Here is a 24,532-nt window from a genome sequence, read left to right as displayed (position 1 = left end):
TGTGGAGTCAGTTTTTCGCCAGAAATGGCCGGTGGTCCTGTTGACCATCGGCCTCTACCCCGCTCTCACCGTCGGTGCTCGCGCCGACGACAATTTCGACAGCAGCTTGCGCAGCATCAGCCCGTCGCAACTGCAACAACCGGCAGGCAATGACAGTCGGCAGCGCCCTGCCCCTGCTTCCAAGGCCACCGCCGATGCGGACGCTTTGGGACTGGAACAAGCGGTCAGGCTGGCCGTGGACTGGCACCCACGGATCGGCGAGGCCATCGGCACGCTGTTCCAGCAAGGCGAAGGGGTCAACGTCGCCGAATCCGGCTATTACCCGCAGGTCACCGGCGGCATCAAGGGTGGCTACACCAGCGGTTACGGCAGCGATGCCGGCAGCCAGTCGGTGAACATTTCCCTCAAGCAGATGCTGTATGACTTCGGCAAGGTATCCAGTTCGGTCGACGCCGCCCGCGCCCGGGTGGCACGCAGTCAGGCCGGGATTCTGCTGGCGATCGACGACATTGCCCGCGACACCGCCAGGGCCTACATCGAAGTGCAGCGCTATCAGCGTCTGCTCGAAGTTGCGCGCGAACAGATTCAGGGGATCGGCGGCATCGTTGACCTGGCCAGACAGCGCAGCGACATGGGCGCCAGCACCCGCTCCGATATGGTCCAGGCGCAGTCCCGGGCCGAAGGCGCGACGGCAACTTTGCAGGAATTCAAGGCGCAATACGCGCGCTGGCAAGCGACGCTGACCAACTTGCTTGGACGGCGCACGCCGCCGGCGGTTAGCGACGCTGCTGCGCCGACGCTGAGTCAGGCCTGTGACATCTCGCAAATCTCCGACACCCTGCCCGCCGTTCTCCAGGCCGCCGCGCAACGCACCCAGGCCCAGGCCGAACTGGCCCAGGCCAAGGCCGAAGCCTACCCGACCTTGTCGCTGCAACCGTCGGTCAACCAATACCTGGACGACCACTACGACGATCAGAACTCGCGCGCCGATCGCACTCAGGTCGGGATTTTTCTCAACCTCGAAGTGCCGATCTACCAAGGCGGCGCCATTAGCGCCCGCAGTCGCGCCGCCGGACACGCGCTGACCGCAGCGGATTCGGCCGAAGACTTCGCCCGCCTGCAAGCGCGTCAGGGTCTGGCTGAGGCCCAGGCGCAGACTTCTGGCCTGAACCGGCGGCTGCGCTCGCTGGAATCTCGCCAGACCAGCATCACCGAAGCGCGCATGTTGTATGGCCGCCAATACCTGGAACTGGGCACCCGCCCGCTGCTGGACTTGCTCAACGCCGAGCAGGAAATCCACCAGTCGCGCTTTGATCTGGTCAACACCCAGGCTGATCTGCAACGTCTGCAGATCGACTGCTTCTACAACAGCGGTGCGATTCGCCGGGTCTTCGGCATCGACCACAGCGCCATCCAGAATGTCGAGATCCTGCCATGACCGATGCCAGCATCACCCTTGCTGAACCCGCCGCTGCCGAGGTTCGCGAAGATTACTCACCGTGGCTGGAAGCGGTGCTCAAGGTCGCCCGCCACTATCGCCTCGACGTCTCCCCGGAAAGCGTGCGCCTGGCTTCGGTGCACAGCGAAGGCCGCGTCGAAGAAGTGGTTCGGCACATGGCGCGTCAGGCCGGTTTGAGCGTGAAGTTCGCAGTGTTCGACAACAAGAGCCTGAGCCGCTGGCGCACGCCGCTGGTGGTGCAACTGCGCGATGGTCAGGTCGGCGTGCTTGAAAGCATTGGCGAGACCGGCGAGCTGGGCATCTGCTTCAGCGGCGACCAGGGTTTGCAGAGCCGCATGGACGCCGCCGCGCTCGCCGAGCAGGCACTGCGCACGGTGATTTTGCGCCCGACGCAACCGGTGGCGGATGTGCGCACCAACGATTACATCAAGCCCTACGACGAACATTGGTTCCGGCGCATCGTTCTCACCGACCTGCGCCCCTACAGCCAAGTGATGATCGCCTCGCTGGTCGCGAATCTGCTGGGGATGGCCGGGGTCCTGTTTTCCATGCAGGTGTACGACCGGGTGATTCCGGCCGAGTCGCTGCCGACCCTGTACGTGTTGTTCGGCGGGGTGATGCTGGCGCTGCTGTTCGATTTCGTCATGCGCATTCTGCGTCTGCGCATCACCGATGTGCTGGGCAAGCGCGCCGACTTGCGCGTCTCCGATCTGGTCTTTGGCCATGCCCTGCGCCTGCGCAATTCCGCGCGGCCGAAATCCACTGGCTCGTTTATCTCGCAACTGCGCGAGCTGGAACAGATTCGCGATCTGATCACCTCCAGCACCGCCACGGCGCTGGCGGACATGCCGTTTTTCCTGCTGTTTTTGCTGGTGTTCTATTTGATCGGCGGGCCGCTGGTGTTGATTCCACTGGTGGCGCTGGTGTTCATGTTGCTGCCCGGAATCATCGCGCAACCGCGTCTGGCCCGACTCGCCAATGCGTCGATGCGCGAAGCGGCGCTGCGCAACGCCATGCTGGTGGAAAGTATTCAGGGCCTCGACGACATCAAGGCACTGCAGGCCGAGCAACGTTTCCAGCAACAGTGGAACCAATACAACGCTGCCTCGGCGGACAGCAGTCTGCGCCTGCGCACGTTGACCAACAGCCTGGTGGCCTGGACGCAGAATGTGCAGGGCGGCGTGTTTGCGGTGGTGATCGTGTTCGGCGCGCCGATGGTGATTGCCGGTGACCTGACCACCGGCAGTCTGGTCGCGGCGTCGATTCTGTCGTCGCGGATGATGGGGCCGATGGCGCAACTGACTCACGTACTCACGCGATGGCAGCAGGCCAAGGTCGCGCTCGAAGGCCTGAACCGGATCATGCAGATGCCGGTGGATCATCCCGAAGGCAGCCAGCGCGTGCACCTGCCGGCGATTCGCGGCGACTACCGCCTGCGTCAGGCCAGTTTTCGCTACAGCGAAGAATCGTCCCCGGCGCTCAACAGCATCGACCTGAGCATTCGCCCCGGCGAGCGCATCGCCCTGCTCGGCCGCAACGGCGCTGGCAAGTCGACGTTGCTCCAGGCACTGGGCGGCGCCATGGATCTGAGCAGCGGCGAAACCACCCTGGACGGCATCGCCCTGGCGCATCTCGACCCGGCTGACCTGCGCCGCGACGTGGGCTTGTTGTCGCAACAGGCGCGGCTGTTTCACGGCACCCTGCGCGACAACATCACCCTCGGCGCCGGTCAGGCCAGCGATCAGGAAATCATCGCCGCGCTGACCGTCACGGGTGCGCTGGATTTCGTTCGCCAGTTGCCCAAAGGCATGGATCACCTGGTACTTGAAGGCGGGCTGGGTTTGTCTGGCGGCCAGCGTCAGAGCTTGCTGCTGTCGCGCTTGTTGATCCGTCAGCCACAAGTGCTGTTGCTCGACGAACCGACGGCGGCGCTGGATGACGTCACCGAGCGACTGCTGCTGGAAAAACTCGCGACCTGGACTCAGGGCCGAACGCTGGTGGTCGCCACGCACCGGGTCAGTGTGCTGCAACTGGTCGAGCGGATCATCGTTCTCGACAACGGCCGCATCGTCATCGACGACCATCGCGACGCGGCGCTCGCGCGGTTGCGCACGCCGGGCAAAGGAGTCGCAGTATGAAAGCAATGATGACTGACGTACCCGACCCGATGTCCTATCTCGACGGCCGCGATGAGCGTGCCCTTGCCGGTGGCGCAAAGGTGATCTGGGGCTGCGCGCTGATGCTCGCCTGCTTCGTCGCCTGGGCGGCTTGGTTTGAGATCGTCGAGGTCTCGACCGGCACCGGCAAAGTGGTGCCCAGCTCGCGCGAACAGGTGATTCAGTCGATGGAGGGCGGCATCCTCGAGCAGCTCAACGTTACTGAAGGCGCTTTGGTCGAGCGCGGCCAGATTCTCGCCCAACTGGACCCGGTTAAGAACCAGTCCAACGTCGGCGAAAGCGCGGCCAAGTACCGCGCGGCGCTCGCGAGCGTCAACCGCTTGCAGGCCGAGGTCAGCGAAAAACCGCTGGCCTTTGATACATCTCTGCAAGAGTTTCCCGATCTGATCCGCGCCGAAACCGAGCTCTACCAGACCCGGCGCAAAGGTCTGGCGGAAACCCTCGACGGTATCCAGAGCTCGCTGAAACTGGTGCGTAGCGAATTGGCGATTACCGAAAACCTGGCGAAGATCGGCGCCTCAAGTCGGGTCGAAGTGCTGCGCCTGACCCGTCAGCGCTCGGAGCTGGAATTGAAGGCCACCGAAGCCCGCTCCGATTACATGGTCCGCGCCCGCGAAGACCTGGCCAAAGCCAACGCCGAGGCGCAGATGCTCGAAGCGGTGATCCGTGGTCGTACCGATTCGCTGTCGCGCCTGACCCTGCGCTCGCCGGTACGCGGTATCGTCAAGGACATCGAGGTCAGCACGATTGGCGGCGTCATTGCGCCCAACGGCCAGGTCATGCAGATCGTGCCGCTGGATGAGCAACTGCTGATCGAAACGCGTATCTCGCCGCGCGACATCGCCTTCATCCATCCGGGCCAGGCGGCGAAAGTCAAAATCACCGCCTACGACTACTCGATCTACGGCAGCCTCGACGGCGAAGTGGTGACGATCTCGCCGGACACGATTCAGGACGAAGCCAAGCCGGAGATTTTTTACTACCGCGTGTTCATCCGCACGTCGTCGGATGAACTGCGTAACAAGGCCGGCAAACGCTTCGCCATCGTGCCCGGAATGATCGCTACGGTCGACATTCGTACCGGCGAAAAAACCGTGCTGGACTACCTGATCAAACCGCTCAACCGCGCCCGCGAAGCGTTGCGCGAACGTTGATCAGCGACTGGCCAGCTTGGTCGCCGGCGGCGCTGTCGGGGTGATGCTGGCCTGATAGCGCGCCCACTCGCGATTGATCTCCGCGTACGGCAGGAAAATGCTTACGCGCGGTTGATCAAGCAGGTCCGGGCGCTTGAGGCGGCTGACGTCATCGCGGGTCAAAAACGCCACGTTGATGCCGACCACCTTGCCATCGGCGGAAAACACCGGCCCGCCGGACATGCCTTTGGCCAGTGCGCCATTGTGAGTGCCGTAAAGCACGTTGCCTTCTTTGACATCAAGGCGAACCATGGCCGGCAACGCCTGCCCGGTGCCCTTGACCGACATGTACAGCGAATTGAACCCTACCGAAGTCAGCTCTTCGCCCGGCTTGTAGCCGCGCCATCCCGGCACGCTATTGGCCTTGTGGCGGAAGAACTGCACGTCTGCCTGCCCCTGGAAAACCGTGCCCGACAAGTAAGGAATGTGCTTCACCGTCACGGCGTAATCTTCATTCCATTGCACAGCCGAACCCATCAGCAGATAAGGCAAAGGCGCGCCGGAGTGGACGACAAAGGCTTGGTCTAAAACAGGATCCTGAACAAAAGCGACTGGCATTCCATTGCACCCGCTGAGCAGCATCGACGCTGCAACAAGTGACTTGAGGGGGCGCATTTTCGGTACATCTTGAAGTGAGGAAAGGTGCTGCAATATGTCATTGCGCCATCACTTTTAGCAATAGGCTGAGCCTACCGCTTATCGGCAAGCGATATACTCAGTCAATGATTGGATCCAAGTAACAAGGCTGGGACGATGATTGCCATCGCCCCCTTGAAAGTCAGATTTGTGCCTGACCACCGTCGACAAACAGCTCGATACCGTTGACGAAGCTAGCGTCGTCCGATGCGAGGAACACCGCGGCAGCAGCGATTTCTGCCGGCTCGCCAACACGCCCCATCGGTATTTGCGATGCCATGTAATCGAGCAGACCTTGCTGCTGTTCGGCGTCCGGACCGGCCAGCTCCACCAGACCCGGAGTTTTGGTAGCGCCCGGGCTGAGCGTGTTGATGCGCACGTTGCGGTCTTTCAGATCCAGAATCCAGCTGCGCACCAACGCCCTCACCGCAGCCTTAGACGCGGAATACACGCTGAACGCCGCCGTGCCGGAACTGCCCGCCGTGGAACCTGTGAGAATCACCGAAGCACCTTTGGCCAACAGCGGCAAGGCTTTCTGCACGGTAAACAGCACGCCCTTGACGTTGCGATCGAAGGTGTCGTCGTAGTGCGCCTCAGTGATCTCGCCCAGCGGCAGCATCGAGCCGCCGCCGGCGTTGGCGAAAAGCACGTCGATATGGCCCTTTTCGGCAGCAATTTGCTGATACAGCGCATCAAGCTGTTCGAGGTTCGTCGAGTCAACCTGGACGCCTTTGGCGTTGCCGACCAGCGCAACGGCGGCGTCGAGTTCGGCCTGGCGACGGCCAGTGATGTAAACGTAAGCGCCTTCCTCAGCGAAGCGCTTGGCCGTGGCCAGGCCAATGCCGGAGGTGCCGCCGGTAACGAGAGCGATTTTGCCTTGAAGTTTGCCAGCCATGAGTCTTCTCCAGAACGTGAGTACAGCCAATCGGGGTTTGGTTTCGAGCTGGGAAAAGCTTATCGACGCTACCGACCTTTCAAAATAGAATTGTCTGAAACTCATCGTTGCAGAATTGAAATGAGCAAACTGCCTGATTTTGAAGGTCTGGCGATGTTCGCCAAAGTTGCGGAGGAAGGTTCGTTCGCCTCCGCCGCGCGGGTCATGGGCGTCTCGGTACCCACGGTGTCGCGTGCGGTGGCGCGGCTCGAAGAACGCTTGGGCGGCCGCCTGTTCAACCGCACCTCGCGGCAATTGGCGCTGACTGAATTCGGTTCGAGCATGGCAGCCAAAGCCGGGGACATTTACCGGCAGGCCGAGGAAGTCGAGAGTGAAGCCCAAGACCTCTCGGTGCAGCCGCGCGGTCAGGTGCGCCTCGCCGTGCCCATGTCATTCGGTTTGCGCTGGGTCGCGCCGTTGTTGCCTGAGCTGCTGCACCGCTACCCGGAGCTGTTCGTCGACCTGCATTTGCATGACGCCTCGGTCGACCTGATCGCCGAGGGCTTCGACGCCGCGTTGCGTATCGCCGCCCTGCCCGACTCATCGCTGGTCGCGCGTCGGCTGTGCGCCGTGAGCCAGTTGCTGGTGGCGTCTCCCGGCTACCTGGAAGCTCACGGACGCCCCATGCACCCGCGTGATCTGGCGACGCGTTCGTGCCTGAGTTACGCATACCGCGCACGCACGCAAGTCTGGCGCTTCACCCATCACAGCGGCGTCGAGGAAGATGTCGTGCCGAAAGGCCCGTTGCGCGTGACCAATTCCGATGCGCTGCTGCCGGTGTTGCTCGAGGGATTGGCGATTGCCGAATTGCCGGAATTCATCGCCAGCGAATACCTGGCCGATGGGCGGCTGGAAGTGTTGCTGCCGGAGTGGCACATGACTCGCGGCGGGCTGTATTTCGTGACGCCGTCTGCACGCAGTCGTCCAGCGAAGATCCGCGCGCTGTCCGACTTCTTTGCCGAGCATCTGTCGGAGCCAGTGTGGCGCTGTGATCAGGCGCACGCTGCGCATTTGCTCAAATGAACGTTCGTCGGTACGCCGGACGACCGCACGGGCAATCCGGAAAGTGCGTGCTAGGGTGTCTAGCCAAAGCACGTTTCAATCCAGGAAAAATGAGGAGGATTCATGCCACTTCATCCCATTCTGTTCATGGGCGGTTCCGGCGCCATCGGTCACCAGACGGCTCGCGCATTGCGCGCGGCGCATCCCGACGTACCCTTGCTGATCGGCGGACGCGACCTCGCCAGGGCTGAGCAAACCGCCGAGCAAATCGGCAATGCCCAGGGTGTGGTCATCGATGCTCGTGCAGACGATCTGGGACTGGGCGATCGCCCGGTCAGCGCCATCGCGCTTTTCTACATGGACCACGCCCTCGCCGGGCTGCGTTTTGCGCAAAAGCGCAAGGTGCCGCACTTGAGCATCTCTTCCGGCGTGTTCGAAATCGCTCCGCAAATCGCCAGTTTCATGCACACGCCCGACGCGGCACCCATTGTCCTCGGCTACGAATGGATGGTTGGTGCCACCACGGTAGCGACGCTGCATATCGCCAAGGCGTTCGCCCGCGTGCACGACATCCGCATCCACGCACTGGTCGACGAACAGGACGGCGGCGGCCCGACCGTGGCCGTCGATTTCGAACACCTGAACAAAATGCTGCCGGCCGCGCTGACCCGGCGCGACGGCGAATTCATCTGGCGCGAAGGCGACGACGCCAAGGTCAGCTTCCGTGCCGTCGACGGTACCACTCTGGAAGGCGCCGGTTTTTCCTCCATCGACGTCACCGGCCTGGCCGCCGCCACCGACGCCCCGAACGTCGAATTCAACCTCGCCAGCGGCGTCAGCTCCACCCGGCGCCAGGGCCAGCCGATGTCGACGGAAATTATCATCGAAATCGAAGGCACGGATCACCAAGGATCTGCGTTGCGCACACGGCATGCCTTGGTTCACCGCGCAGGTGCGGCGGCATTGACCGGGCTGAGTGTGGCCATGCTGCTGGAGCGACTGATCGGGCTGGACGGCCAGCCGCCTGTGAGCCCGGGGCTGTATTTTCCGTATCAGCTACTGGAGGCGCAGGCGTTTCTGCCGCGATTGGAAAAGGACGGTGGTGAATTGATTGAGCTGGACGGAGAAGTGACTGGATAAAAATCGTAGCGACCAGGCTGGTCGCTACTCAAACACACAGACGACAGGGTCGCAGGTGAGCATCAGTTTTACTTCCTTCCCCTGTTTGCACAGGGTTAGAGCTTGCGACCAACCTGAGCGTAGCCCTGCCTATAAGCTCAAGGCAGGTCGTAGAGCCCTGGCAAATGTCACTTCTTCTTTTTCGCTGGCCTGTCGGCCTTCTCTGATTTTTTCGCCTTCTCCGGTTTGCTGTCAGCTTTCTTGGCGGAATCCTTGGGTTTGGCGTCTTTTTTCTTTTCTTTCTTGTCAGAGGACTTCTCTTTCTTGTCGGAGGACTTCGATAGGGTCGAAGCCGCATCCGATTTCTTCGCTGATGACGACTTTTTGTCTTTCAATTCTTTACTGGCTTTCGAAGTCTCATCTTTGTTCTTCTTGTCATCTTTAGCCACGTTAACCACCTCTCGGAGTGTGCTGACATTAGCGCATTGCCTGCGGAATTGCCCCCAGGCTCAGTATTAGGCGAGCCTGATGGAATGCCGTTCAATTTTTCTCAAGAAGGAAATCGCGCATCAGCTCGGCAGTTCGCCGTGCGCTGGTCACTACAAAAAAATGCCCTTCACCCTTCAGCACGCGCAGTTCGGCTTGTGCAATCGAGCGTCGCAGGATCTGCCCGTTGTACGGCTGTACCAAGGTGTCACGGTCGCCGATGAGGATGAGCGTGCGCGCGCGCAAACGGGATAGCCGCAGCAGACTTGTCCAGCCTGCCAGAGCGGTTAGCTGGTGGTAATAAGTTCGCGGGTTAACGCTAAGCATGCCCCTGGCAACACCGAAGCGCAGCAGCGCATGGATAGAATTGCCGGAGGCACCTCCCTTCGGCCGTTTGCCACCGCCTCTGCCCCTGAAAAAATCCAGAATGTCGGCGGGTTTCATCAATAACGCCGGGCCCGCTGAGGTCGCCGCCAGGATAAGCCGCCGCACCTTGCCAGGGTGACGAAGAGCAAACTCTTGCGCCAACGCCCCACCCCAACTTACGCCGAAGACATCAATCCGGTCGATGCCCAATTGCTCGAGCATCTCTCCGATCAAATCGGCATGGCTCGGCAAACGCATCGGCCAGCGCGGCATTTGCGACTTACCCACTCCGGGCACGTCGAGCGCAATCGTTGTGTAGTCAGCCAGTTCGTCGCGCAGGGCATCGAAGGTTCTGATCAAACCACCCAAACCGTTAAGCAGGAGTAACGGTGGGCCTTGGCCGGAGATTGAGACATTCACCTGCAAACCCTTGACGGTGAGCTTTCGAATCGGCATGAGTTACCTTTTTCCTTGGCACTTGGATCGCAGTGTAGACGGCCCAATCTTGCGTATAGCTGCTTTCTGCAAAGCCAGGATAGATATCTCCTAAACGTTCGAGACAGTAGAAATGATCTCCGATCCCGGAACACCAACGCTTGATCAACTCAAAGTATTCCTGACGGTTGTAGAAGTAGGGAGTTTTGCCGCTGCGGCCAGGAAACTGCATCGCGCTACATCAGTTGTGAGCTATTCCATTTCCAACCTGGAGATGCAGCTTGGGGTTTCACTGTTTGACCGCAAGACAACGCGAAAACCACAATTGACGGAGGCAGGTCGAACCGTCCTTGCCGAAGCACGCACTATTACCAACGGCGTAAATGGACTGCGCGCAAAAGTCTCCGGCTTGCTGCATGGACTTGAGGCAGAAGTTCACCTTGCGCTCGATGTGATGCTCCCTGCCGAGCGAGTAGTCGATGCGTTAAGGACCTTCAGGGAAGAATTTCCTACAGTGACTCTGCACTTGCACATGGAAGCCTTGGGGGCAGTGACCCAACTAGTGATGGAGAAGAAAGCTGGAGTCGGCATCAGCGGTCCGCTGGACATTGGCCTGGACGGCATCGAGCGCATCGGCGTCGGCAGTGTTCAGTTGATACCGGTCGCAGCGCCTGCACACCCGCTGGCAACCGAGTGTTCCAGATCGCCTGGCGCTGCCAGAGAGTTTGTTCAATTAGTGCTATCGGATCGCTCAACACTTACGGGTGACAAGGACTTTGCCGTCGTCAGCACTCGCACTTGGCGACTGGCGGATCTGGGCGCCAAACACATGCTTCTCAAAGAGGGCATCGGATGGGGGAATATGCCGGTGCCCATGGTTCAGTCTGACCTGGACGAAGGACGCCTGGTCGAACTTGATATGCCGGACTGTAAAGGCGGCACCTACACCTTCGACGCGATTTATCGAACCGATTCGCCCCCCGGTCCGGCTGGGCAGTGGCTGATCAAGCGGTTCGGCGCACAGCCTTTTGCGACTTGAAAGTGGCAATTCAGAGAGAAAAGAACAAAAACCCGACAGCCTGAGCAAGGCTGCCGGAGAGGTGCACGTCGAAAAGCAGGAAAGTTGAATCGTCGAAAGCGACTGACAACAACTGTTTATCCTGTTTTGAATCACGGAGGCGCCATGACCGCATTTCGAAAATCCGACTTCCCTCTGAGCGAGGTTCGCCAGCACCTGGAAACCGGCCCAATCGTGCTGGTGAGCTCCGCGTGGCAAGGTGAAAGCAACATAATGACCATGGGCTGGCACATGATGATGCAGTTTTCCCCCGCCCTGTTTGGCTGCTACATCTGGAGTGCAAACCACAGCTACGAGTTGATCCGCAACAGCGAGCAGTGCGTAATCAACGTGCCCACCGTCGAGTTGGTCGATCAGGTTGTTGCCGTGGGCAACAGCAGCGGTGGCGCCATCGACAAGTTTGCCCAATTTGCTCTCACAGCCGCCCCCGCAGAACGGGTAACTGCCCCGCTGATCAAAGAGTGCTACGCCAATTTCGAGTGCAAGCTGTTCGACTCGAATCTTATCGGCGAGTACGGTCTGTTCGTGTGGGAAGTGGTCAAGGCGCATGTGGCCACGTCGGTGAAAAATCCCAAAACCCTGCATTACCGCGGGCAGGGGAAATTTATGGTGGCGGGCGAAACCCTGGATTTCCACGATCAATTCCGCCCGCAGAATCTGTAATAAAACACCAATAAAAAAAGCCGGAATTTTCATTCCGGCTCATGCGTCAGCGCTCGGGATATAACACCATGCCAGCGTGATAAAGCACGTTGTGTCTAAACTCTCCATCTGCGGTAAAGCCAGTGTCGTCGACATACTCGATGTGGTCGCCTTCCAGCCAGTAACGCCCTTGATAGGCGCTTTTTTGCCGACCGCGCGCCTCGTCATATCGCCCCCCTTGCAGCAACTCATGACGAATATGACCGTCGGCTGTCACCCACATGCCAACGTACTTGCTCTGATCGCCAGATGGCTGCGCAGTGGCGTTTTCTTGCGCATCCGGGGTTACACGAATTTCGATATCGGACATTTTAGAGCTCCTGTTTTCAGATTGGGATTTCCTCGCCGCCCATGTGCATGTTCATTGAACCGCAACGCGGGACGAGGGCCGTTCCTTCAATGCATAGGTCAGTACAAGTGTCGCGGGCAAAGCGGCGCCCAGCAGACATAGCCATCGGTACGTGCCGTTTGAATTGGGCGAGTCAACCAACTCGCCCGGTTTTTCCCGCACCGCGCCGTCCCCGTTAACTCACTCCTCTCAGGTGTTTGCCTGATTCTATAGCGGCCATGCCATCAGTGCGGGCTTAGCGCGTCAGGCCGTTGGGAAGTCCGCGCCACGGGCGGTAGATTCCCAAGCGCTGAACTCGCGCCCCATGGCGGCAAGCTTTGCCTGCGCTGCCTCATAGGCTTCATTGCCCAACAGCAGGCGCGCCGGCGGCGCTGCGCAGGTAACCGCGGCGTAGATCGCCGCTGCCGCCCTGGCTGGGTCGCCGGCCTGATTGCCAACAGATTGCTGGTAGGCGCGCATCGCGGCGCCGGCGGTTGCCTGGTAATCCTCGGCCACCGTTTGCGCGGCGCCCGAAGACCCCGCCCATTGCGTTCTGAAGGCGCTGGGCTGAACGGTCATCACGCCGATACCCAGTGGCGAAACCTCGGCGCGCAGACTTTCCGACAGGCCCTCCACGGCGAACTTCGTCGCGCAGTAATGGCCGACCGCTTCGAACCCGACCAGACCGCCTATTGATGTGAGGTTGACGATCATGCCGGCGCGCCGTTTACGCATGCCTGGCAGTACCGCTCGAATCATATGGGCCGTGCCGAAGTAGTTGACCTCGAACATCCGCCGAACAGCCTCATCGTCGCTGTCCTCTACCGATGAGAAATAGCCAACGCCGGCATTATTGATCAGCACGTCCACGCGCCCGAAGCGATGCTCGGCGGCCTGCACGACCTGCATCGCCTGCGCTGGATCGGTCACGTCCAGAGGCAGAACCAAGGCATCGCCCAGCGCGGCCAGATCCTCAATCTGCTGTGTCTTGCGCGCCGTGACCACCACACGCTCACCCTCATTCAGCAGCGCCGTGGCGATGTGGCGACCGAACCCGGTGGAACAGCCTGTAACCAACCAAACCTTAGTCTCGTTCATTGCAGTACTCCTCTTGATAGCGACGGTTCAGGATTACGCTGAACCGCGTTCGAGACCAACGTACCGAATCAGCCCCGCGGCTGTTATCCGATTAGTCCGCGACATTTGCCTGATCCTGCTCAGCAACACATGGCCCTGACCACAGTTGAACGTTCACCTCGACTTCCGCTGCATTTCTATTTTTTCGAACCTGATCATCGAAACTTGTCGGCTATTGCGCAAAGCTGCGCGGTGACATCATCTGCTCCACAACGGCGCTTCATGGTGAAGCGCTGAAATCAGCGGAATCCACGTCATGTCCCAGGCAGCCACAATTTCCAGCATTACTGCGTCAACATCTTCCAACCTCAACAGCACCGTTTCCTTGATCGGGCGCATTTTTCTGAGCGCGATCTTCATTCTTTCCGGCCTGTCGAAAATCGCGGCACCGGCCATGATGATTGGCTACATCGGCTCTGTTGGGTTGCCCTTTCCAGCACTGGCGTTGGGCGTGGCGATTGCTGTCGAGATTCTCGGCGGCGTAGCGTTGATCGCCGGTTATCGCACACGAACCACCGCAGCGGTGCTGGCGATTTTCAGCGTCCTGACCGCGATGATTTTCCATAACGCTCTGGCGGACCAGAATCAGTTCATCCATTTCTTCAAGAATATCGCCATGGCCGGTGGGCTCTTGCAGATCGTTTCTTTCGGCGCAGGGCGTTTCAGCCTCGACGCACGTCGCCACTAATCGAATCGCCGGCACGTCCAATTGTTCCGACGCGCCTTGACCATCAAAACGGAGAGATTCATGAAAGCTGTCCAAGTAGCGCAGTACGGCCAGGCAGAAGCGCTGGTGCTCACAGAAGTTCCGGATCTGAAACCCAATGACGACCAGGTGTTAATCAATGTCGCCGGCAGTGGGATCAATCCGATCGATTGGAAAATCCTCTCCGGTGCCATGCAGCAATTCATTCCGCTGCCACTGCCCTACACGCCTGGTGTGGAAGTTTCGGGCACAGTCGCCGCGGTGGGCAGGAACGTCAGAGACTTTGTCGTTGGCGACAAGGTGTTCGGGTTTATCGGGATTACCGGCGGGTATGCGAGCCAGGCGCTTTCGACACCAGATCGTCTGGCCCACACGCCGACAACCCTGTCGCTGCAAGAGGCCGGTGGCGTACCTGCGGCAGCACTGACCGCGTGGCAAGCGCTGCATGAACACGCCGCGATCCAGCCAGGCCAGAAAGTCCTTATTCACGGCGGCGCAGGTGGCGTGGGCAGCTTCGCAATCCAGCTCGCCCACCTTGCCGGCGCTTATGTGATCGCGACCAGCTCTGCGAAAAACCACGACTACTTGCTTTCGCTTGGCGCTGATGAGGTGATTGATTACACCTCGGCAAAATTCGAAGACAGCGTTACTGACGTCGATGCGGTGATTGATCTGGTTGGCGGCGAAACTCAGAACCGTTCATGGAGTGTCATCAAGCGCGGCGGCGTTCTGGTTTCGCCGGTCAGCGCACCCTCTGCACAGAAGGCGAGTGAGCACGGCGTGAGTGGCAAAAACTTCGCCACCCGCTCCGATGGCAGACAATTGGCCGAGATCGCCGCGCTCTTCGCATCGGGCCAGCTCAGCCTTGAGGCTCAGGTAGTACCGCTGAAAGAAGTTGTCGCCGCGGTAAAACAAAGCTGGGCCGGGCACACTCGCGGAAAAATCGTCCTCGATGTCAGCGCTCAGGCCGAATCCTGAACCAGATCGCATACATCGCCGGCAGGAATACCAGCGTAATGATGGTGCCAACAAACGTGCCGCCAATCAGTGTGTAGGCCAGCGTGCCCCAGAACACCGAGTGGGTCAGCAGAATGAACGCCAGAATCGCTGCGAGCGCAGTCAACAACACCGGCCGCGCCCGTTGCACGGTCGCTTCGACCACGGCATGGAACGGCGCCAGCCCTTCCTGTTGGTTGTGATGAATCTGCCCGATCAGGATCAGCGTGTTGCGCATCAGGATTCCCGACAGCGCGATCAACCCGACCAGCGCGTTGATGCCGAACGGCTGATTGAAGATCAGCAGCGTCGGCACCACACCGATCAGGCCTAATGGCGAGGTGAGGAAGACCATGATCATCGCCGAGATCGAACGCACCTGGACAATGATGATCAGCAGCGTCATGGCGATCATGATCGGCAGCAACGGCAGGATCGCCTTGCCGGCCTTGCCGGATTCTTCGATGGCGCCCGCCTGTTCAATCCGGTAACCGGATGGCAATTGCTCAATGATCGGCTGCAACTGCTGAATGATCGCGCCGGAGACGTCCGGCGGTTGCAAACCTTCGGCGATGTCGCCACGCACGGTGATGGTCGGCGTGCGATCACGGCGGCGCAGGATCGGGTCTTCCATGCGCACTTCGACCTGGCCGATCTGCGACAACGGGATGCGCTGCCCCGCCGCGCCGACCAGGGTGAAGCCTTCGATCTGTGCCGGGTCGAGGCGAATATTTCCCGCCGCACGGCCGACGACCTGGACTGAGCGGATGTCTTCGCGAACCGCCGTGATCGGCACGCCGCTGAGCAGAAACTGCAACTGCTGGGCCACCGCGCTGGACGTCAGCCCCACAGCCTGCAAGCGATCCTGATTCAGGTTGAAATGCAGCGTCGGCGTCAGCGGCCCCCAGTCAGTGTTAACGGTTCTCATCATCGGGCTGTCCTGCATGACGCTGCGCACCTGCTCGGCGATGTCGCGCAGCTTCGCCGGATCAGGCCCCATCACCCGGTAGGCCACCGGGAATGGTGAATACGGACCGAAAACAATTTGCGTCGCCCGAACGCGCGCCTCTGGAGCAAGCCCGTCGGCGACCGCTTCGCGCAAGCGCAATTTGAGGGTTTCGCGGGCTTCCTGGCTGTCGGTCAGCACCACGATCTTGGCGAACGATGGATCCGGCAACTCCGGGGCCATCGCCAGGAAAAACCGTGGTGCGCCCTGGCCAATATAGGCCGTGACGATTTTTGCCTCTTCCTGCTTTTTCAGCCAGGCCTCGACCTTGCCCGCTGCGGCGCTGGTCTGCTCGATGGACGTGCCGTAGGGCATCTGCACTTCGATCATCACTTCGGGACGATCAGAAGTCGGAAAGAACTGTTTCTTCACCAGCCCCATGCCGGGAATCGCAACGACAAACAGCGCAACGACCATGCCCGCCACCAGCCATTTACGCGTAATCACCCACGTCAGAATCCGCCGGAAGCGGTTGTAGCGCGGCGTGTCGTAGATTGCCGCGTGCCCGCCTTCAACTGTCTTGATGTCCGGCAATAGCTTTACGCCCAAGTACGGCGTGAACACCACGGCGACGACCCACGAAGCAATGAGCGCGATGCCGACAATCCAGAACATGTTGCTGGTGTATTCGCCTGCCGTTGATTGCGCGAACCCGTTGGGCAAAAAGCCAATCGCCGTCACCAGCGTACCGGCCAGCATTGGCGCTGCCGTGTGGCTCCAGGCATAGGCCGAGGCCTCGATGCGGTCGTAGCCCTCCTCCATTTTCACCACCATCATTTCGATGGCGATGATGGCGTCATCGACCAGCAACCCCAACGCCAGGATCAATGAGCCCAAGGTGATCCGGTCGAAGTTCTTGCCGGTGGCGGCCATCACCACAAACACGATCGCCAGGGTCAACGGCACCGCCGCTGCGACTACCACGCCGACGCGCCAGCCCATGCTGAGAAAACACACGAGCATGACCACCAGCAGCGCGACAAAGAACTTGACCATGAACTCGCCGACAGCCGAGTCGATATTCACTGCCTGATCGGTGACTTTGGAGAGGGACATGCCCAACGGCATTTCTTCGTTGATCCTGACGGTTTCGGCATCCAGCGCCTTGCCCAGATCGAGACCGTTCCAGCCCTCGCGCATGATCACGCCGAGCAATAACGCTTCCTCTCCGTTGTTGCGTACCAGAAAGGTTGCCGGGTCTTCGTAGCCGCGCTCGACCGTGGCCACGTCAGACAGTTTGAGTGTCCGCCCCTGCGCCACCACCGGCGTGTCCTGGATTTTCTGTAACGTGTCGAACGCGCCATCGACGCGCAGAAAAACCTCCGGCCCTTTGGTTTCGACCGACCCGGCGGGCGTCAGGACGTTCTGATTGTTCAGCGCGGCGAAGATGTCCTGCGGCGACAAGCCCAGCGTCGCCAACCGGTCATGGGAAAACGAAACGAATATCCGCTCGGCCTGCTCACCGATGATGTTGACCTTTTTCACCCCCGGCACGTGCAACAGGCGCTGGCGTAACGTCTCCGCGTCGCGCACCAGCAAGCGCTGCGGCTCGCCCTTGGCTTTCAAGGCGAACAGCGCGAAGGTCACGTCGGAAAACTCGTCGTTGACCATCGGCCCGATGACACCCGCCGGCAGCTTGATCGCTTCATCGTTGAGCTTTTTCCGTGCCTGATAAAACTCTTCCTGCACCTGCCCCGGCGGTGCGCTGTCGAGCAACGACACCACGGTAAATGCAAGCCCCGGACGCGTGTAGGTTTCCGCGCGGTCGTACCACTTCAATTCCTGCAAACGCTTTTCCAGGGGTTCGGCGACCTGGTCCTGCATCTCCTGCGCGGTCGCCCCCGGCCACGCGGTAATCACCGTTAGCTGCTTGACCGTGAACGGCGGATCTTCCGCCCGGCCCAACTTGAAGAACGACAGGACGCCGGCAACGGCAATCAGAAAGATCAGAAACACCGTGATCGCCCGTTGGCGAACGGCGATGGCGGAAAGGTTGAACCGGCCCTCGCTCATGGACGGCTCCCGGCAACCTGGCCATCGTCGCGGGCAAGCAATCGCACTTCTTCGCCATCGCGCAGCAGATGCGCACCCAGCGCGACAATCGGCTCACCGACGTTGAGTTCGCCAAGGATGCGCGCCGAATCGTCACTCAATCCGAGCACCTCGACCGGGCGCCAGGAGACTTTCGCCGGTGTGCCTGCGATCACCCAAACGCCGGGGCCTTTGCCCGGGTTGTAGATCGCGGCCATGGGCACCTTCAGCGCCTGTTTTGGCGCAGAACTTTGCGGGATTTCAATGGTGACCGTCGAGCCGATCGGCGCATCGGCCAGTTTGCCTTCAAGCACATAGCGCGCTTCAAAGGTGCGAGTGGTGCGGTCGGCCGAGTCGGAAAGCAGACGCAGTTTTGCGCTGACGGCAGCCGACGTATCGCCATACAGTTTTGCCTGGGCGGTTGAGCCTGCTGCGGGGCGCAAGGTTTCGGGCAGATGAACGATGGCTTCACGCTGACCCGCGCGCGCCAGTCGCACCACCGGTTCGCCGGGGCTGACGACTTGCCCCGGTTCGACAAGGGTTTCCACCACCACGCCATCAGCGTCCGCCACCAGCACCGCGTAACCGGAAGCGTTGCGCGCAACGTCCGCCTGCGCGACAGCGGCATTGAGTTGCGCCCTGGCGGTGTCGGCCGCGGCTTTGAACTGATCGTAGGCCGATGCCGAAATGGCGCCGGCGGCGACGAGTCGGCGATTGCGCGCTTCGTCACCGGCTGTCTGTGTGGCTCGGGCGCGAGCGGCGCTCACCGCTTCTTGCTGCGCTCGCGCCTGCAGGCCGAGGTCGATCGGGTCAAGACGCATCAGTGGCTGGCCGCGCTTGACCGTCTGGCCGGTATCAACCAGACGCTCAAGCACCTTGCCCGAGACGCGAAAGCCCAGATCGCCCTGCACTCGCGCCGCCACGACACCGGTGAATGATCGGGAGCCGTCCTCTGCAAGTTGCACCGCAGCCGACCTCACCAAGGGCGCCAGGGTGCGCGGGTCCTTCGCACTGGAGGAATCCCCGCACGCCGTCAGGGCCAGGGGCAACAAACATACCGCGAGGGGGAAAGGTCGGAGCCGGCGCATGGAATTCCTTCACTGAAATAGGATGATCATCATATTCTCAGTCTTGTGACCATTATCGTCAACAGTCACAACGTTTCCGGCCCGATTTCAGCGCTGAATCAAAAGCGATAGCTGACGGAAGTGCCGAGGCCGCTGGCACTGTTCTTGTATTTGGCGCTGTACGAACCCTTGCCTGCCGAGGTGTCGTTGATCTCGACGCTCTCTTCCCACAGATAGGAATAGGCGACGTCGATAGTGACGTTCTCTGCTGGGGTCCAACCGGCGCCGAGGCTGAACACCTGGCGATCGCCCGTGGGAATACGCGGGCCGCGATTGGTGTTGTTTGCAGGAGACTGATCAACCGAGAACCCGGCGCGCAGCACCCATTGATTGTTCAACTGATACGCCGCGCCGATGGCGTGAGCCCAAGTGTCATGCCAGTGCTGTTCTTCGCTGATCGTGCCCAACTGACCGGCGAGCAGTGGCGGCAATCCACTGTTTTCGATGGTCAGCTCTTTGAAGCGACTCCAGCGCGTCCAGGTGCTGCCGGCATACAGCGTCCAGTCGTTGTCCAGTTGATGGGTGACCGAGAAGTCCACCGACTCCGGGGTGTCGACGTCGAGCGACGCGTCATAGCTGCGACCGCTGACCCCGAGCACATTGAAGATGCCATCGCTGAGTTTGCTTTTCGCGTCGAGGTGGTAACTGACTTTTGAGTGATAGGTCAGGCCCAAGCGGGTCTGCTCGGTCGCCTGCACCATGACCCCAGCGTTGAAGCCCAGCGCGGTATCGTCGCCCGTGCTTTTGACTTTGCCGTCATTGCGCCCGGGACTCAGCGGATTGGCGACCATCCCCGACAGCTCGCCGCTGATGCGGTTGATGGTCGGGCCGAAGCCGATCGACACCTTGTCGTTGAAGGCATAGCTGATGGTCGGTTGGAAAGTGAGCGTGGTGACTTCGCTTTTGTTGGCGTAGTAGCGGCCGGCGAAACCACTGCCGTAGTCGGTGATCAGGCCAAACGGCACGTAGAACCCGACACCGAACGCCCAATGCTCATCGATCGGCTTTACGTAATAGCCCATCGGCACCGTGGTGGTCGGCACCATGTCACCGTCTTCCTTGCCGCCAAACGTACTGCGGGTCTGGCTGATATCGGACTTGGCAAACAACGTTGCCTGCCCGACGCTGGCCTGCTCGCGCTTGAGCCGCGCCATGCCCGCCGGGTTGCCGAAAACGGTGCTGGCGTCTTCCGCCGAGGAAGAGCGACCGGCAAAACCCGACCCCATGCCGCTGACGCTTTGCTCATTGAGCGCAAAACCGCCCGCCAGAACATTCGACGAGGCAAGAACGACAGCCAGCCCCACCGGGCGCTTGAGCATTGTTTTTTTCATTGTGTGGACTCTATGGGTGTCTCGGAATTGGAATACCTGAATGGCGGCGGCCATGTTATCCGAGTGACCATAACAGTCAACAGTCACATATTTGGCGTTTCATTGATTGCCCTGTACAGGCGAGGCGAGATTAGGGAGCGACTGATCCGAGTATTCGGATCCGCAAAGGATCAAGGCATCAAGCTGCGCAAGATGAGGTTCGAAGTCAGCGTGGGCGCCACTTCGATGAAATCCAGATTGTGTTGCAGCATGAGTGGATTGACGAAGGGCCGCAGCGCCAGGTGGATCGATTCGACGGTCTCGTCCAGCGGCGTCCTGCGCTCGAACTCACCGGCCTCGCGCCCTTCACGGACAATGTCGGTGATGAAACGCTTGATCTGCGCATCGTAACGCTGCGCACTGGGCCAATTTTCGCCAGCGGCAAAGGCTGCGATGTCGTAAAGCTTGCGGTCGTTGAAGAACAGGTTCACACCCGTGGCGATCACGGTTTTGACCAAGCGGCGGAAGCGCTCGGTAGGTGTCAGGTCTGCTTCGTTGATCGCCAGTTCGACCGCCGCAACGATCTGCCCCAGGCAGTTCGCGCAGATGGCTTCGCCGATCGCCTGCTTGGAATCGAAAAACTTATAGATGTACGCCTTGGAGAAACCGATGGCCTTGGCCAGATCGGACACGGTGGTCTTGGCGTAGCCGTACTGGCTGAAATGCTCGTTGGCAGCCGCGACAATCTGATCACGAATGTCGTGATCGACTGGCCCACGCGGGCCGGGGAAGGATGGGGAAACTGAGGTCTGATTCATGTCGGCAGCTTACTCACCCGCCCGCCGACTGACAACGTGTTGCATATTCTGAATATCACCACCCATCCACTGTGGGAGCGAGCCTGCTCGCGAATACGCCCGCCCAAACAACACAACTCTCCAAGCTGCTGCACTACCCGGCCTTACTGATCGCGGAAAAATTGATACGAGAAAAGCCATGCAGCAACATCCCGACAATGATCAACGCCCCCGCCCGCAACCACGTCTCCCAGCCCTGCTGACTGAGCAGCACCAGACACGAGACGATCGCAAGCACGGGAACGAAGGTCGGCACGCGAAAGTGATCCTCCTCTACCCTGTCACGACGAAGCACGAGCACCGCCACATTGGTACTCAGAAAAACGAACAGCAACAACAAAACCACCGTCTCTGCCAGCGTTGCCAAAGTACCCGTGAGCGTCAGCGCAATGGCCACCACCGTAGTTGCAACAATTGCGGCCCATGGAGTTTTTCGTTCAGGCAGCACCGCACCCAAAACCCCCGGCAACAGCCCCAGGTTGGCCATGCCATAAGTCAATCGACTGGCCATGATCATGGTTAACAGCGCACCGTTGGCCACAGCGATCAGCGCAATGAAAGAGAACAGTGCCGGCGGGATTGCGAGGGTCGATGCGCGGACAACTTCAAGCAAAGGCGCTGACGTCGCCACCAACTTCTCGGTAGGCAACACCGAAGAAGCCGCCACCCCCACCGCCATGTAAACCACGCCAGCGGTAAGCAAAGCGGCGAACAAGGCGCGCGGGTAGACCTTGCGCACGTCCTTGATTTCCTCGGCCAGATTGGCCGAAGTTTCGAAACCCACGAAGGAGTAGAACGCGAGCAATGCCGCACCCAGAACCGCCAGCATGGGACTGACGCCAGGCTTGAACGTGAGCGTTCGCCCCAGATCCGCCTCGCCCGTGCGGAAATACCAGACAGCAGCGACGATCACCAAAATCAGCCCGGACAGCTCAATCACAGTCATCACCAGATTCGCGCCAAGCGACTCCTTGATCCCCCGCGCATTGAGCAGGCCGATAGCCAGAAGAAACACCAGAGCGGCAATCTGCGGCGATACGTCGACGAAGGCGTTCAAGTAATCACCGGCAAACGCCAGCGACAAACCCGCAGCGCTGGTGACCGCAGCCGCCAGCATGCAAAAACCGACCAGGAAGGAAATGAGCGGTGACTTGAACGCCTTTTCCGCGAACACCGAAGCCGCGCCGGCGTGGGGATATTTTGTCACCAGCTCCGCGTAGGAACCCGCCGTCAACATGGCGAAGAACAGCGCAATCAGCAGCGGCACCCAAATCGCGCCGCCCACCTCCCCTGCGATCGTTCCGGCGAGGGCATAAACCCCTGCGCCTAGAACATCGCCGAGAATAAACAGAAACAGCATCGGGAAAGTGATTGCCCGGCGCAGAGCAGGTTTATCAGTGGGAGCCGTCACGGTCATTCCTTGGTTCAGGTGTGGAGGAGCTGGAGGGTTGTCACCTCAAACAATGGAAATGGCGCCGAAAGCAAAGTTCAAAATCTGTGATGGGGCCGCTCGGCACGGCGCTATAAACATTGCCAACTCCACACTTGTGGGAGCGAGCCTGCTCGCGAAGACCCCAGCCCGGTCAACACAAAACATCAGCCAAAACCAATTCCCTAAACACCCCGTTTAAAACCGACATCCAGACTATTCCAGCAAGCTACAACGCCTTGCGCCATTGCCTACGACTACGCCAGAATCCGCCGGCTTGTGCGCCTCGGGCCGGGGCTCTATCGTTGGCCGGTCACTGAAAACAGTGATCGGGTTTGGTAGCCCGCTTTCCACATGGCGCATTACGTCACCGTCTGCAGATGCTTTCGCATCGGTTTTATGGTGGCCATGCGCAGGGCGTTTTCGAGCGCGCCGGTTTTTCCATGTGGGCCGGTCTACCAACCTTCGTATGGCCACCACCCTTCGTTTGGTAGCGAGAGTGATGGCTCCCTTGGTCACATATGGAGCTTCACCATGTTCAAAGTAACGCCTAACCCGCCAGCGTCGGACGCAACATCACCCTACGAATCCCTCGACTCAAAAAAACTCCACGAAGCCGCCGACCGCGCCCTCGACCATTACCTCAAACCCACCGACACCATCAAAACCACGCCCTACCAAACCAGCAGCATGTTCCTCGCCAACCCGAAAACCGCGACCGAAGAACTGCTGGTCAATGCCAGCGAATCGCTGGGCTCGGCCTCGGTGATGTTGAGTGATGTGATCGGGATGGTTGAAGGATCTGCGCGCAAGACACTGCAAGGTATCGCGCAGGTCGTCATGCTCGGCGAGCTGGCGGTTAATCAGGCGTTGGATAACGTCGTGCCGGTGGATTAATCGAAAACGCCCTGTGATGGCTATGGACCACGTCCCCGGACGCCAACCGCTTTAGCCAGCAGGGCAACCGTCGCCCGGCCATCCGCTCGACACCTCGACCGCCCTGCGCAGCCGCCAGGCGTCCTTCGCCGGCGGCATACCGAACAGGCGGGCGTAGTCTCGACTGAACTGCGAGGGACTTTCATAACCGACTGTATATCCCGCCTCTGCGGCATCTACTGCTTCGGTGACCATCAGTCGGCGTGCTTCCTGTAGCCGCAACTGGTTACGAAATTCCAGCGGGCTCATTGAGGTGATCGCCTTGAAATGCGCATGAAACGAGGAACGGCTCATCCCGGCGATACCGACGAGGTCATCTATCCGGCAAGCTTCGTTGTAATGGCTGCGCAGCCAGGCAATGGCCTTGGCGATCTGGTTCAAGCGGCTGCCTGCCTGCGCCATCTGCCTGATGATGCTGTTGCCGTTCTCGGTGAGAAGGCGATAAAGCATTTCGCGAATCACCAGCGGAGCGAGCGCTTCGATATCCCGAGGCCTGTCGAGCAGCCCGGCCAGCCGAACCGCGGCATCCAGCAGTTCTGGAGTCGTATCGTGGAGCACGATGCCTGCGCAAGGCACCTTGCCGCTCTCTTCAGGCAGAGGATGGCGCAGCGCAAGTTCACTCAACACAGTGGTATCGAGATCCAGCGCCAGGCACAGATAAGGAACAGCCTCACTCGCCTCGATGACCGAGCCCATGACCGGAAGGTCTACCGATGCAATCAGGTACTTGGCCGGATCGTAAACATAAGCGGTAGTACCCAGCATCGCCTGTTTTCGTCCCTGAGCCACAAGGCAAAGCGTCGGCTCGTACACCACCGGCATAGGCATCGTGGGCGAAGCCGAACGAATCAGGCTGACACCCGGAATCGCGGTGCTGTGAATGCCGTCATTCCGGGCGTGACGACCAACGATATCGACAAGCTTGGAAAGGGAATTCAAACGCAACTCCAAAACGAGGGCATGCGGCGGTTAAACAACTGGTATCGGATAATCAAGCAAGAAATCAGGACGATCCTGCAACAGCCCTCCTCCGCTCGTACGCCACACTTCAGATGAGGCCCGGAGGTTAGGGTCCAGCGCCG

22 protein-coding genes are annotated in these 24,532 nt (G+C 60.1%); 10 read left to right on the top strand and 12 right to left on the bottom strand.

Going from position 1 to position 24,532, the window contains the following annotated elements; genetic code table 11:
* The first annotated feature begins 1 nt into the window (after nucleotide 1).
* Genes AC0Z4S_RS01255 through AC0Z4S_RS01245 form a run of 3 tightly spaced genes read left to right on the top strand, consistent with a single transcriptional unit; the run spans nucleotide 2 to nucleotide 4,790 of the window.
* The gene (locus tag AC0Z4S_RS01255; RefSeq protein ID WP_485621736.1) at nucleotides 2–1,438 is read left to right on the top strand and encodes a TolC family outer membrane protein; all 1,437 of its coding nucleotides are present in this window, start codon (nucleotides 2–4) and stop codon (nucleotides 1,436–1,438) included.
* Nucleotides 1,435–3,597 carry a type I secretion system permease/ATPase gene (locus AC0Z4S_RS01250; protein WP_253501019.1) on the top strand — a complete coding sequence of 721 codons (2,163 nt, stop codon included), beginning with the start codon at nucleotides 1,435–1,437 and terminating at the stop codon, nucleotides 3,595–3,597. Before AC0Z4S_RS01255 ends, AC0Z4S_RS01250 begins: the two co-directional genes overlap by 4 nt.
* A 5-nt stretch (nucleotides 3,598–3,602) precedes the next feature.
* The gene (locus tag AC0Z4S_RS01245) at nucleotides 3,603–4,790 is read left to right on the top strand and encodes an HlyD family type I secretion periplasmic adaptor subunit (protein WP_485622092.1); all 1,188 of its coding nucleotides are present in this window, start codon (nucleotides 3,603–3,605) and stop codon (nucleotides 4,788–4,790) included.
* Here the strand turns inward: AC0Z4S_RS01245 and AC0Z4S_RS01240 are convergent, their stop codons facing one another.
* Together AC0Z4S_RS01240 and AC0Z4S_RS01235 are read right to left on the bottom strand one after the other, a co-directional pair.
* The gene (locus AC0Z4S_RS01240) at nucleotides 4,791–5,387 is read right to left on the bottom strand and encodes a trypsin-like peptidase domain-containing protein (RefSeq protein WP_253501018.1); all 597 of its coding nucleotides are present in this window, start codon (nucleotides 5,385–5,387) and stop codon (nucleotides 4,791–4,793) included.
* Nucleotides 5,388–5,607: 220 nt separating this feature from the next.
* Nucleotides 5,608–6,360: an SDR family NAD(P)-dependent oxidoreductase gene (locus AC0Z4S_RS01235; protein ID WP_485621735.1), complete on the bottom strand. Its 753-nt coding sequence runs from the start codon at nucleotides 6,358–6,360 to the stop codon at nucleotides 5,608–5,610.
* 120 nt (nucleotides 6,361–6,480) lie between these two features.
* Between AC0Z4S_RS01235 and AC0Z4S_RS01230 the strand changes: the two genes are divergently transcribed.
* Entirely contained in the window at nucleotides 6,481–7,422 is a 942-nt protein-coding gene (locus AC0Z4S_RS01230; RefSeq protein ID WP_485621734.1) for a LysR family transcriptional regulator, read from the top strand.
* Nucleotides 7,423–7,524: 102 nt separating this feature from the next.
* Entirely contained in the window at nucleotides 7,525–8,541 is a 1,017-nt protein-coding gene (locus AC0Z4S_RS01225) for an NAD(P)-dependent oxidoreductase (RefSeq protein ID WP_485621733.1), read from the top strand.
* A 167-nt stretch (nucleotides 8,542–8,708) separates the two neighbouring features.
* On the opposite strand, the gene AC0Z4S_RS01220 is transcribed toward AC0Z4S_RS01225, so the two are convergent.
* Together AC0Z4S_RS01220 and AC0Z4S_RS01215 are read right to left on the bottom strand one after the other, a co-directional pair.
* Nucleotides 8,709–8,978, bottom strand: a complete 270-nt coding sequence (locus AC0Z4S_RS01220; RefSeq protein ID WP_485621732.1) for a hypothetical protein — start codon at nucleotides 8,976–8,978, stop codon at nucleotides 8,709–8,711.
* Between the two features lie 82 nt (nucleotides 8,979–9,060).
* Complete coding sequence (locus AC0Z4S_RS01215; RefSeq protein ID WP_485621731.1) at nucleotides 9,061–9,828, bottom strand: alpha/beta fold hydrolase; 768 nt, start codon at nucleotides 9,826–9,828, stop codon at nucleotides 9,061–9,063.
* Between the two features lie 112 nt (nucleotides 9,829–9,940).
* Between AC0Z4S_RS01215 and AC0Z4S_RS01210 the strand changes: the two genes are divergently transcribed.
* Together AC0Z4S_RS01210 and AC0Z4S_RS01205 are read left to right on the top strand one after the other, a co-directional pair.
* Nucleotides 9,941–10,846 carry a LysR family transcriptional regulator gene (locus AC0Z4S_RS01210; RefSeq protein ID WP_485621730.1) on the top strand — a complete coding sequence of 302 codons (906 nt, stop codon included), beginning with the start codon at nucleotides 9,941–9,943 and terminating at the stop codon, nucleotides 10,844–10,846.
* An 84-nt stretch (nucleotides 10,847–10,930) separates the two neighbouring features.
* A complete protein-coding gene (locus AC0Z4S_RS01205) occupies nucleotides 10,931–11,548 on the top strand; it encodes a flavin reductase family protein (protein ID WP_485621729.1) in 618 nt (205 codons plus the stop codon).
* Between the two features lie 46 nt (nucleotides 11,549–11,594).
* Here AC0Z4S_RS01205 and AC0Z4S_RS01200 read toward each other — a convergent pair whose 3' ends face one another.
* Both AC0Z4S_RS01200 and AC0Z4S_RS01195 read right to left on the bottom strand, forming a co-directional pair.
* Nucleotides 11,595–11,897: an Atu4866 domain-containing protein gene (locus tag AC0Z4S_RS01200; protein WP_301291665.1), complete on the bottom strand. Its 303-nt coding sequence runs from the start codon at nucleotides 11,895–11,897 to the stop codon at nucleotides 11,595–11,597.
* A 282-nt stretch (nucleotides 11,898–12,179) separates the two neighbouring features.
* Entirely contained in the window at nucleotides 12,180–13,013 is an 834-nt protein-coding gene (locus AC0Z4S_RS01195; protein WP_485621728.1) for an oxidoreductase, read from the bottom strand.
* A 295-nt stretch (nucleotides 13,014–13,308) separates the two neighbouring features.
* Here AC0Z4S_RS01195 and AC0Z4S_RS01190 point away from each other — a divergent pair, with 295 nt between their 5' ends.
* Together AC0Z4S_RS01190 and AC0Z4S_RS01185 are read left to right on the top strand one after the other, a co-directional pair.
* Nucleotides 13,309–13,740, top strand: coding sequence for a DoxX family protein (locus AC0Z4S_RS01190; RefSeq protein ID WP_485621727.1), 432 nt, complete (start codon nucleotides 13,309–13,311; stop codon nucleotides 13,738–13,740).
* Nucleotides 13,741–13,800: 60 nt separating this feature from the next.
* Nucleotides 13,801–14,736 carry an NADP-dependent oxidoreductase gene (locus tag AC0Z4S_RS01185; RefSeq protein WP_485621726.1) on the top strand — a complete coding sequence of 312 codons (936 nt, stop codon included), beginning with the start codon at nucleotides 13,801–13,803 and terminating at the stop codon, nucleotides 14,734–14,736.
* Here AC0Z4S_RS01185 and AC0Z4S_RS01180 read toward each other — a convergent pair.
* The 5 genes from AC0Z4S_RS01180 to AC0Z4S_RS01160 form a co-directional block, all read right to left on the bottom strand.
* A complete protein-coding gene (locus tag AC0Z4S_RS01180) occupies nucleotides 14,714–17,773 on the bottom strand; it encodes an efflux RND transporter permease subunit (RefSeq protein ID WP_485621725.1) in 3,060 nt (1,019 codons plus the stop codon). The genes AC0Z4S_RS01185 and AC0Z4S_RS01180 overlap by 23 nt on opposite strands.
* Nucleotides 17,770–18,879 carry an efflux RND transporter periplasmic adaptor subunit gene (locus AC0Z4S_RS01175; protein ID WP_485621724.1) on the bottom strand — a complete coding sequence of 370 codons (1,110 nt, stop codon included), beginning with the start codon at nucleotides 18,877–18,879 and terminating at the stop codon, nucleotides 17,770–17,772. The genes AC0Z4S_RS01180 and AC0Z4S_RS01175 overlap by 4 nt, the downstream gene beginning before the upstream one ends.
* 98 nt (nucleotides 18,880–18,977) lie before the next feature.
* On the bottom strand, nucleotides 18,978–20,249 hold the full coding sequence (locus AC0Z4S_RS01170; protein ID WP_485621723.1) for an OmpP1/FadL family transporter: 1,272 nt from the start codon (nucleotides 20,247–20,249) through the stop codon (nucleotides 18,978–18,980).
* Nucleotides 20,250–20,419: 170 nt separating this feature from the next.
* The gene (locus AC0Z4S_RS01165) at nucleotides 20,420–21,046 is read right to left on the bottom strand and encodes a TetR/AcrR family transcriptional regulator (protein ID WP_252874409.1); all 627 of its coding nucleotides are present in this window, start codon (nucleotides 21,044–21,046) and stop codon (nucleotides 20,420–20,422) included.
* 133 nt (nucleotides 21,047–21,179) lie between these two features.
* Nucleotides 21,180–22,502, bottom strand: a complete 1,323-nt coding sequence (locus tag AC0Z4S_RS01160; RefSeq protein WP_485621722.1) for an APC family permease — start codon at nucleotides 22,500–22,502, stop codon at nucleotides 21,180–21,182.
* Between the two features lie 546 nt (nucleotides 22,503–23,048).
* Between AC0Z4S_RS01160 and AC0Z4S_RS01155 the strand changes: the two genes are divergently transcribed.
* A complete protein-coding gene (locus tag AC0Z4S_RS01155; protein WP_429508207.1) occupies nucleotides 23,049–23,411 on the top strand; it encodes a DUF6124 family protein in 363 nt (120 codons plus the stop codon).
* Nucleotides 23,412–23,462: 51 nt separating this feature from the next.
* Here the strand turns inward: AC0Z4S_RS01155 and AC0Z4S_RS01150 are convergent, their stop codons facing one another.
* Nucleotides 23,463–24,389: an AraC family transcriptional regulator gene (locus tag AC0Z4S_RS01150; protein ID WP_485621721.1), complete on the bottom strand. Its 927-nt coding sequence runs from the start codon at nucleotides 24,387–24,389 to the stop codon at nucleotides 23,463–23,465.
* Nucleotides 24,390–24,532: the final 143 nt, after the last annotated feature.

It is taken from the genome of Pseudomonas sp. 1L-B-1-E-C1, assembly GCF_057291835.1.
This window is presented reverse-complemented; position numbering and strand designations above follow the sequence as displayed.

Coding starts and splice junctions, on each gene's coding strand:
- AC0Z4S_RS01250 (WP_253501019.1), top strand. CDS start 1,435: ATGACCGATGCCAGCATCACCCTTGCTGAACCCGCCGCTGCCGAGGTT.
- AC0Z4S_RS01245 (WP_485622092.1), top strand. CDS start 3,603: ATGATGACTGACGTACCCGACCCGATGTCCTATCTCGACGGCCGCGAT.
- AC0Z4S_RS01240 (WP_253501018.1), bottom strand. CDS start 5,387: ATGCCAGTCGCTTTTGTTCAGGATCCTGTTTTAGACCAAGCCTTTGTC.
- AC0Z4S_RS01235 (WP_485621735.1), bottom strand. CDS start 6,360: ATGGCTGGCAAACTTCAAGGCAAAATCGCTCTCGTTACCGGCGGCACC.
- AC0Z4S_RS01230 (WP_485621734.1), top strand. CDS start 6,481: ATGAGCAAACTGCCTGATTTTGAAGGTCTGGCGATGTTCGCCAAAGTT.
- AC0Z4S_RS01225 (WP_485621733.1), top strand. CDS start 7,525: ATGCCACTTCATCCCATTCTGTTCATGGGCGGTTCCGGCGCCATCGGT.
- AC0Z4S_RS01215 (WP_485621731.1), bottom strand. CDS start 9,828: ATGCCGATTCGAAAGCTCACCGTCAAGGGTTTGCAGGTGAATGTCTCA.
- AC0Z4S_RS01210 (WP_485621730.1), top strand. CDS start 9,941: ATGATCTCCGATCCCGGAACACCAACGCTTGATCAACTCAAAGTATTC.
- AC0Z4S_RS01200 (WP_301291665.1), bottom strand. CDS start 11,897: ATGTCCGATATCGAAATTCGTGTAACCCCGGATGCGCAAGAAAACGCC.
- AC0Z4S_RS01195 (WP_485621728.1), bottom strand. CDS start 13,013: ATGAACGAGACTAAGGTTTGGTTGGTTACAGGCTGTTCCACCGGGTTC.
- AC0Z4S_RS01190 (WP_485621727.1), top strand. CDS start 13,309: ATGTCCCAGGCAGCCACAATTTCCAGCATTACTGCGTCAACATCTTCC.
- AC0Z4S_RS01185 (WP_485621726.1), top strand. CDS start 13,801: ATGAAAGCTGTCCAAGTAGCGCAGTACGGCCAGGCAGAAGCGCTGGTG.
- AC0Z4S_RS01180 (WP_485621725.1), bottom strand. CDS start 17,773: ATGAGCGAGGGCCGGTTCAACCTTTCCGCCATCGCCGTTCGCCAACGG.
- AC0Z4S_RS01175 (WP_485621724.1), bottom strand. CDS start 18,879: ATGCGCCGGCTCCGACCTTTCCCCCTCGCGGTATGTTTGTTGCCCCTG.
- AC0Z4S_RS01170 (WP_485621723.1), bottom strand. CDS start 20,249: ATGAAAAAAACAATGCTCAAGCGCCCGGTGGGGCTGGCTGTCGTTCTT.
- AC0Z4S_RS01165 (WP_252874409.1), bottom strand. CDS start 21,046: ATGAATCAGACCTCAGTTTCCCCATCCTTCCCCGGCCCGCGTGGGCCA.
- AC0Z4S_RS01160 (WP_485621722.1), bottom strand. CDS start 22,502: ATGACCGTGACGGCTCCCACTGATAAACCTGCTCTGCGCCGGGCAATC.
- AC0Z4S_RS01155 (WP_429508207.1), top strand. CDS start 23,049: ATGTTCAAAGTAACGCCTAACCCGCCAGCGTCGGACGCAACATCACCC.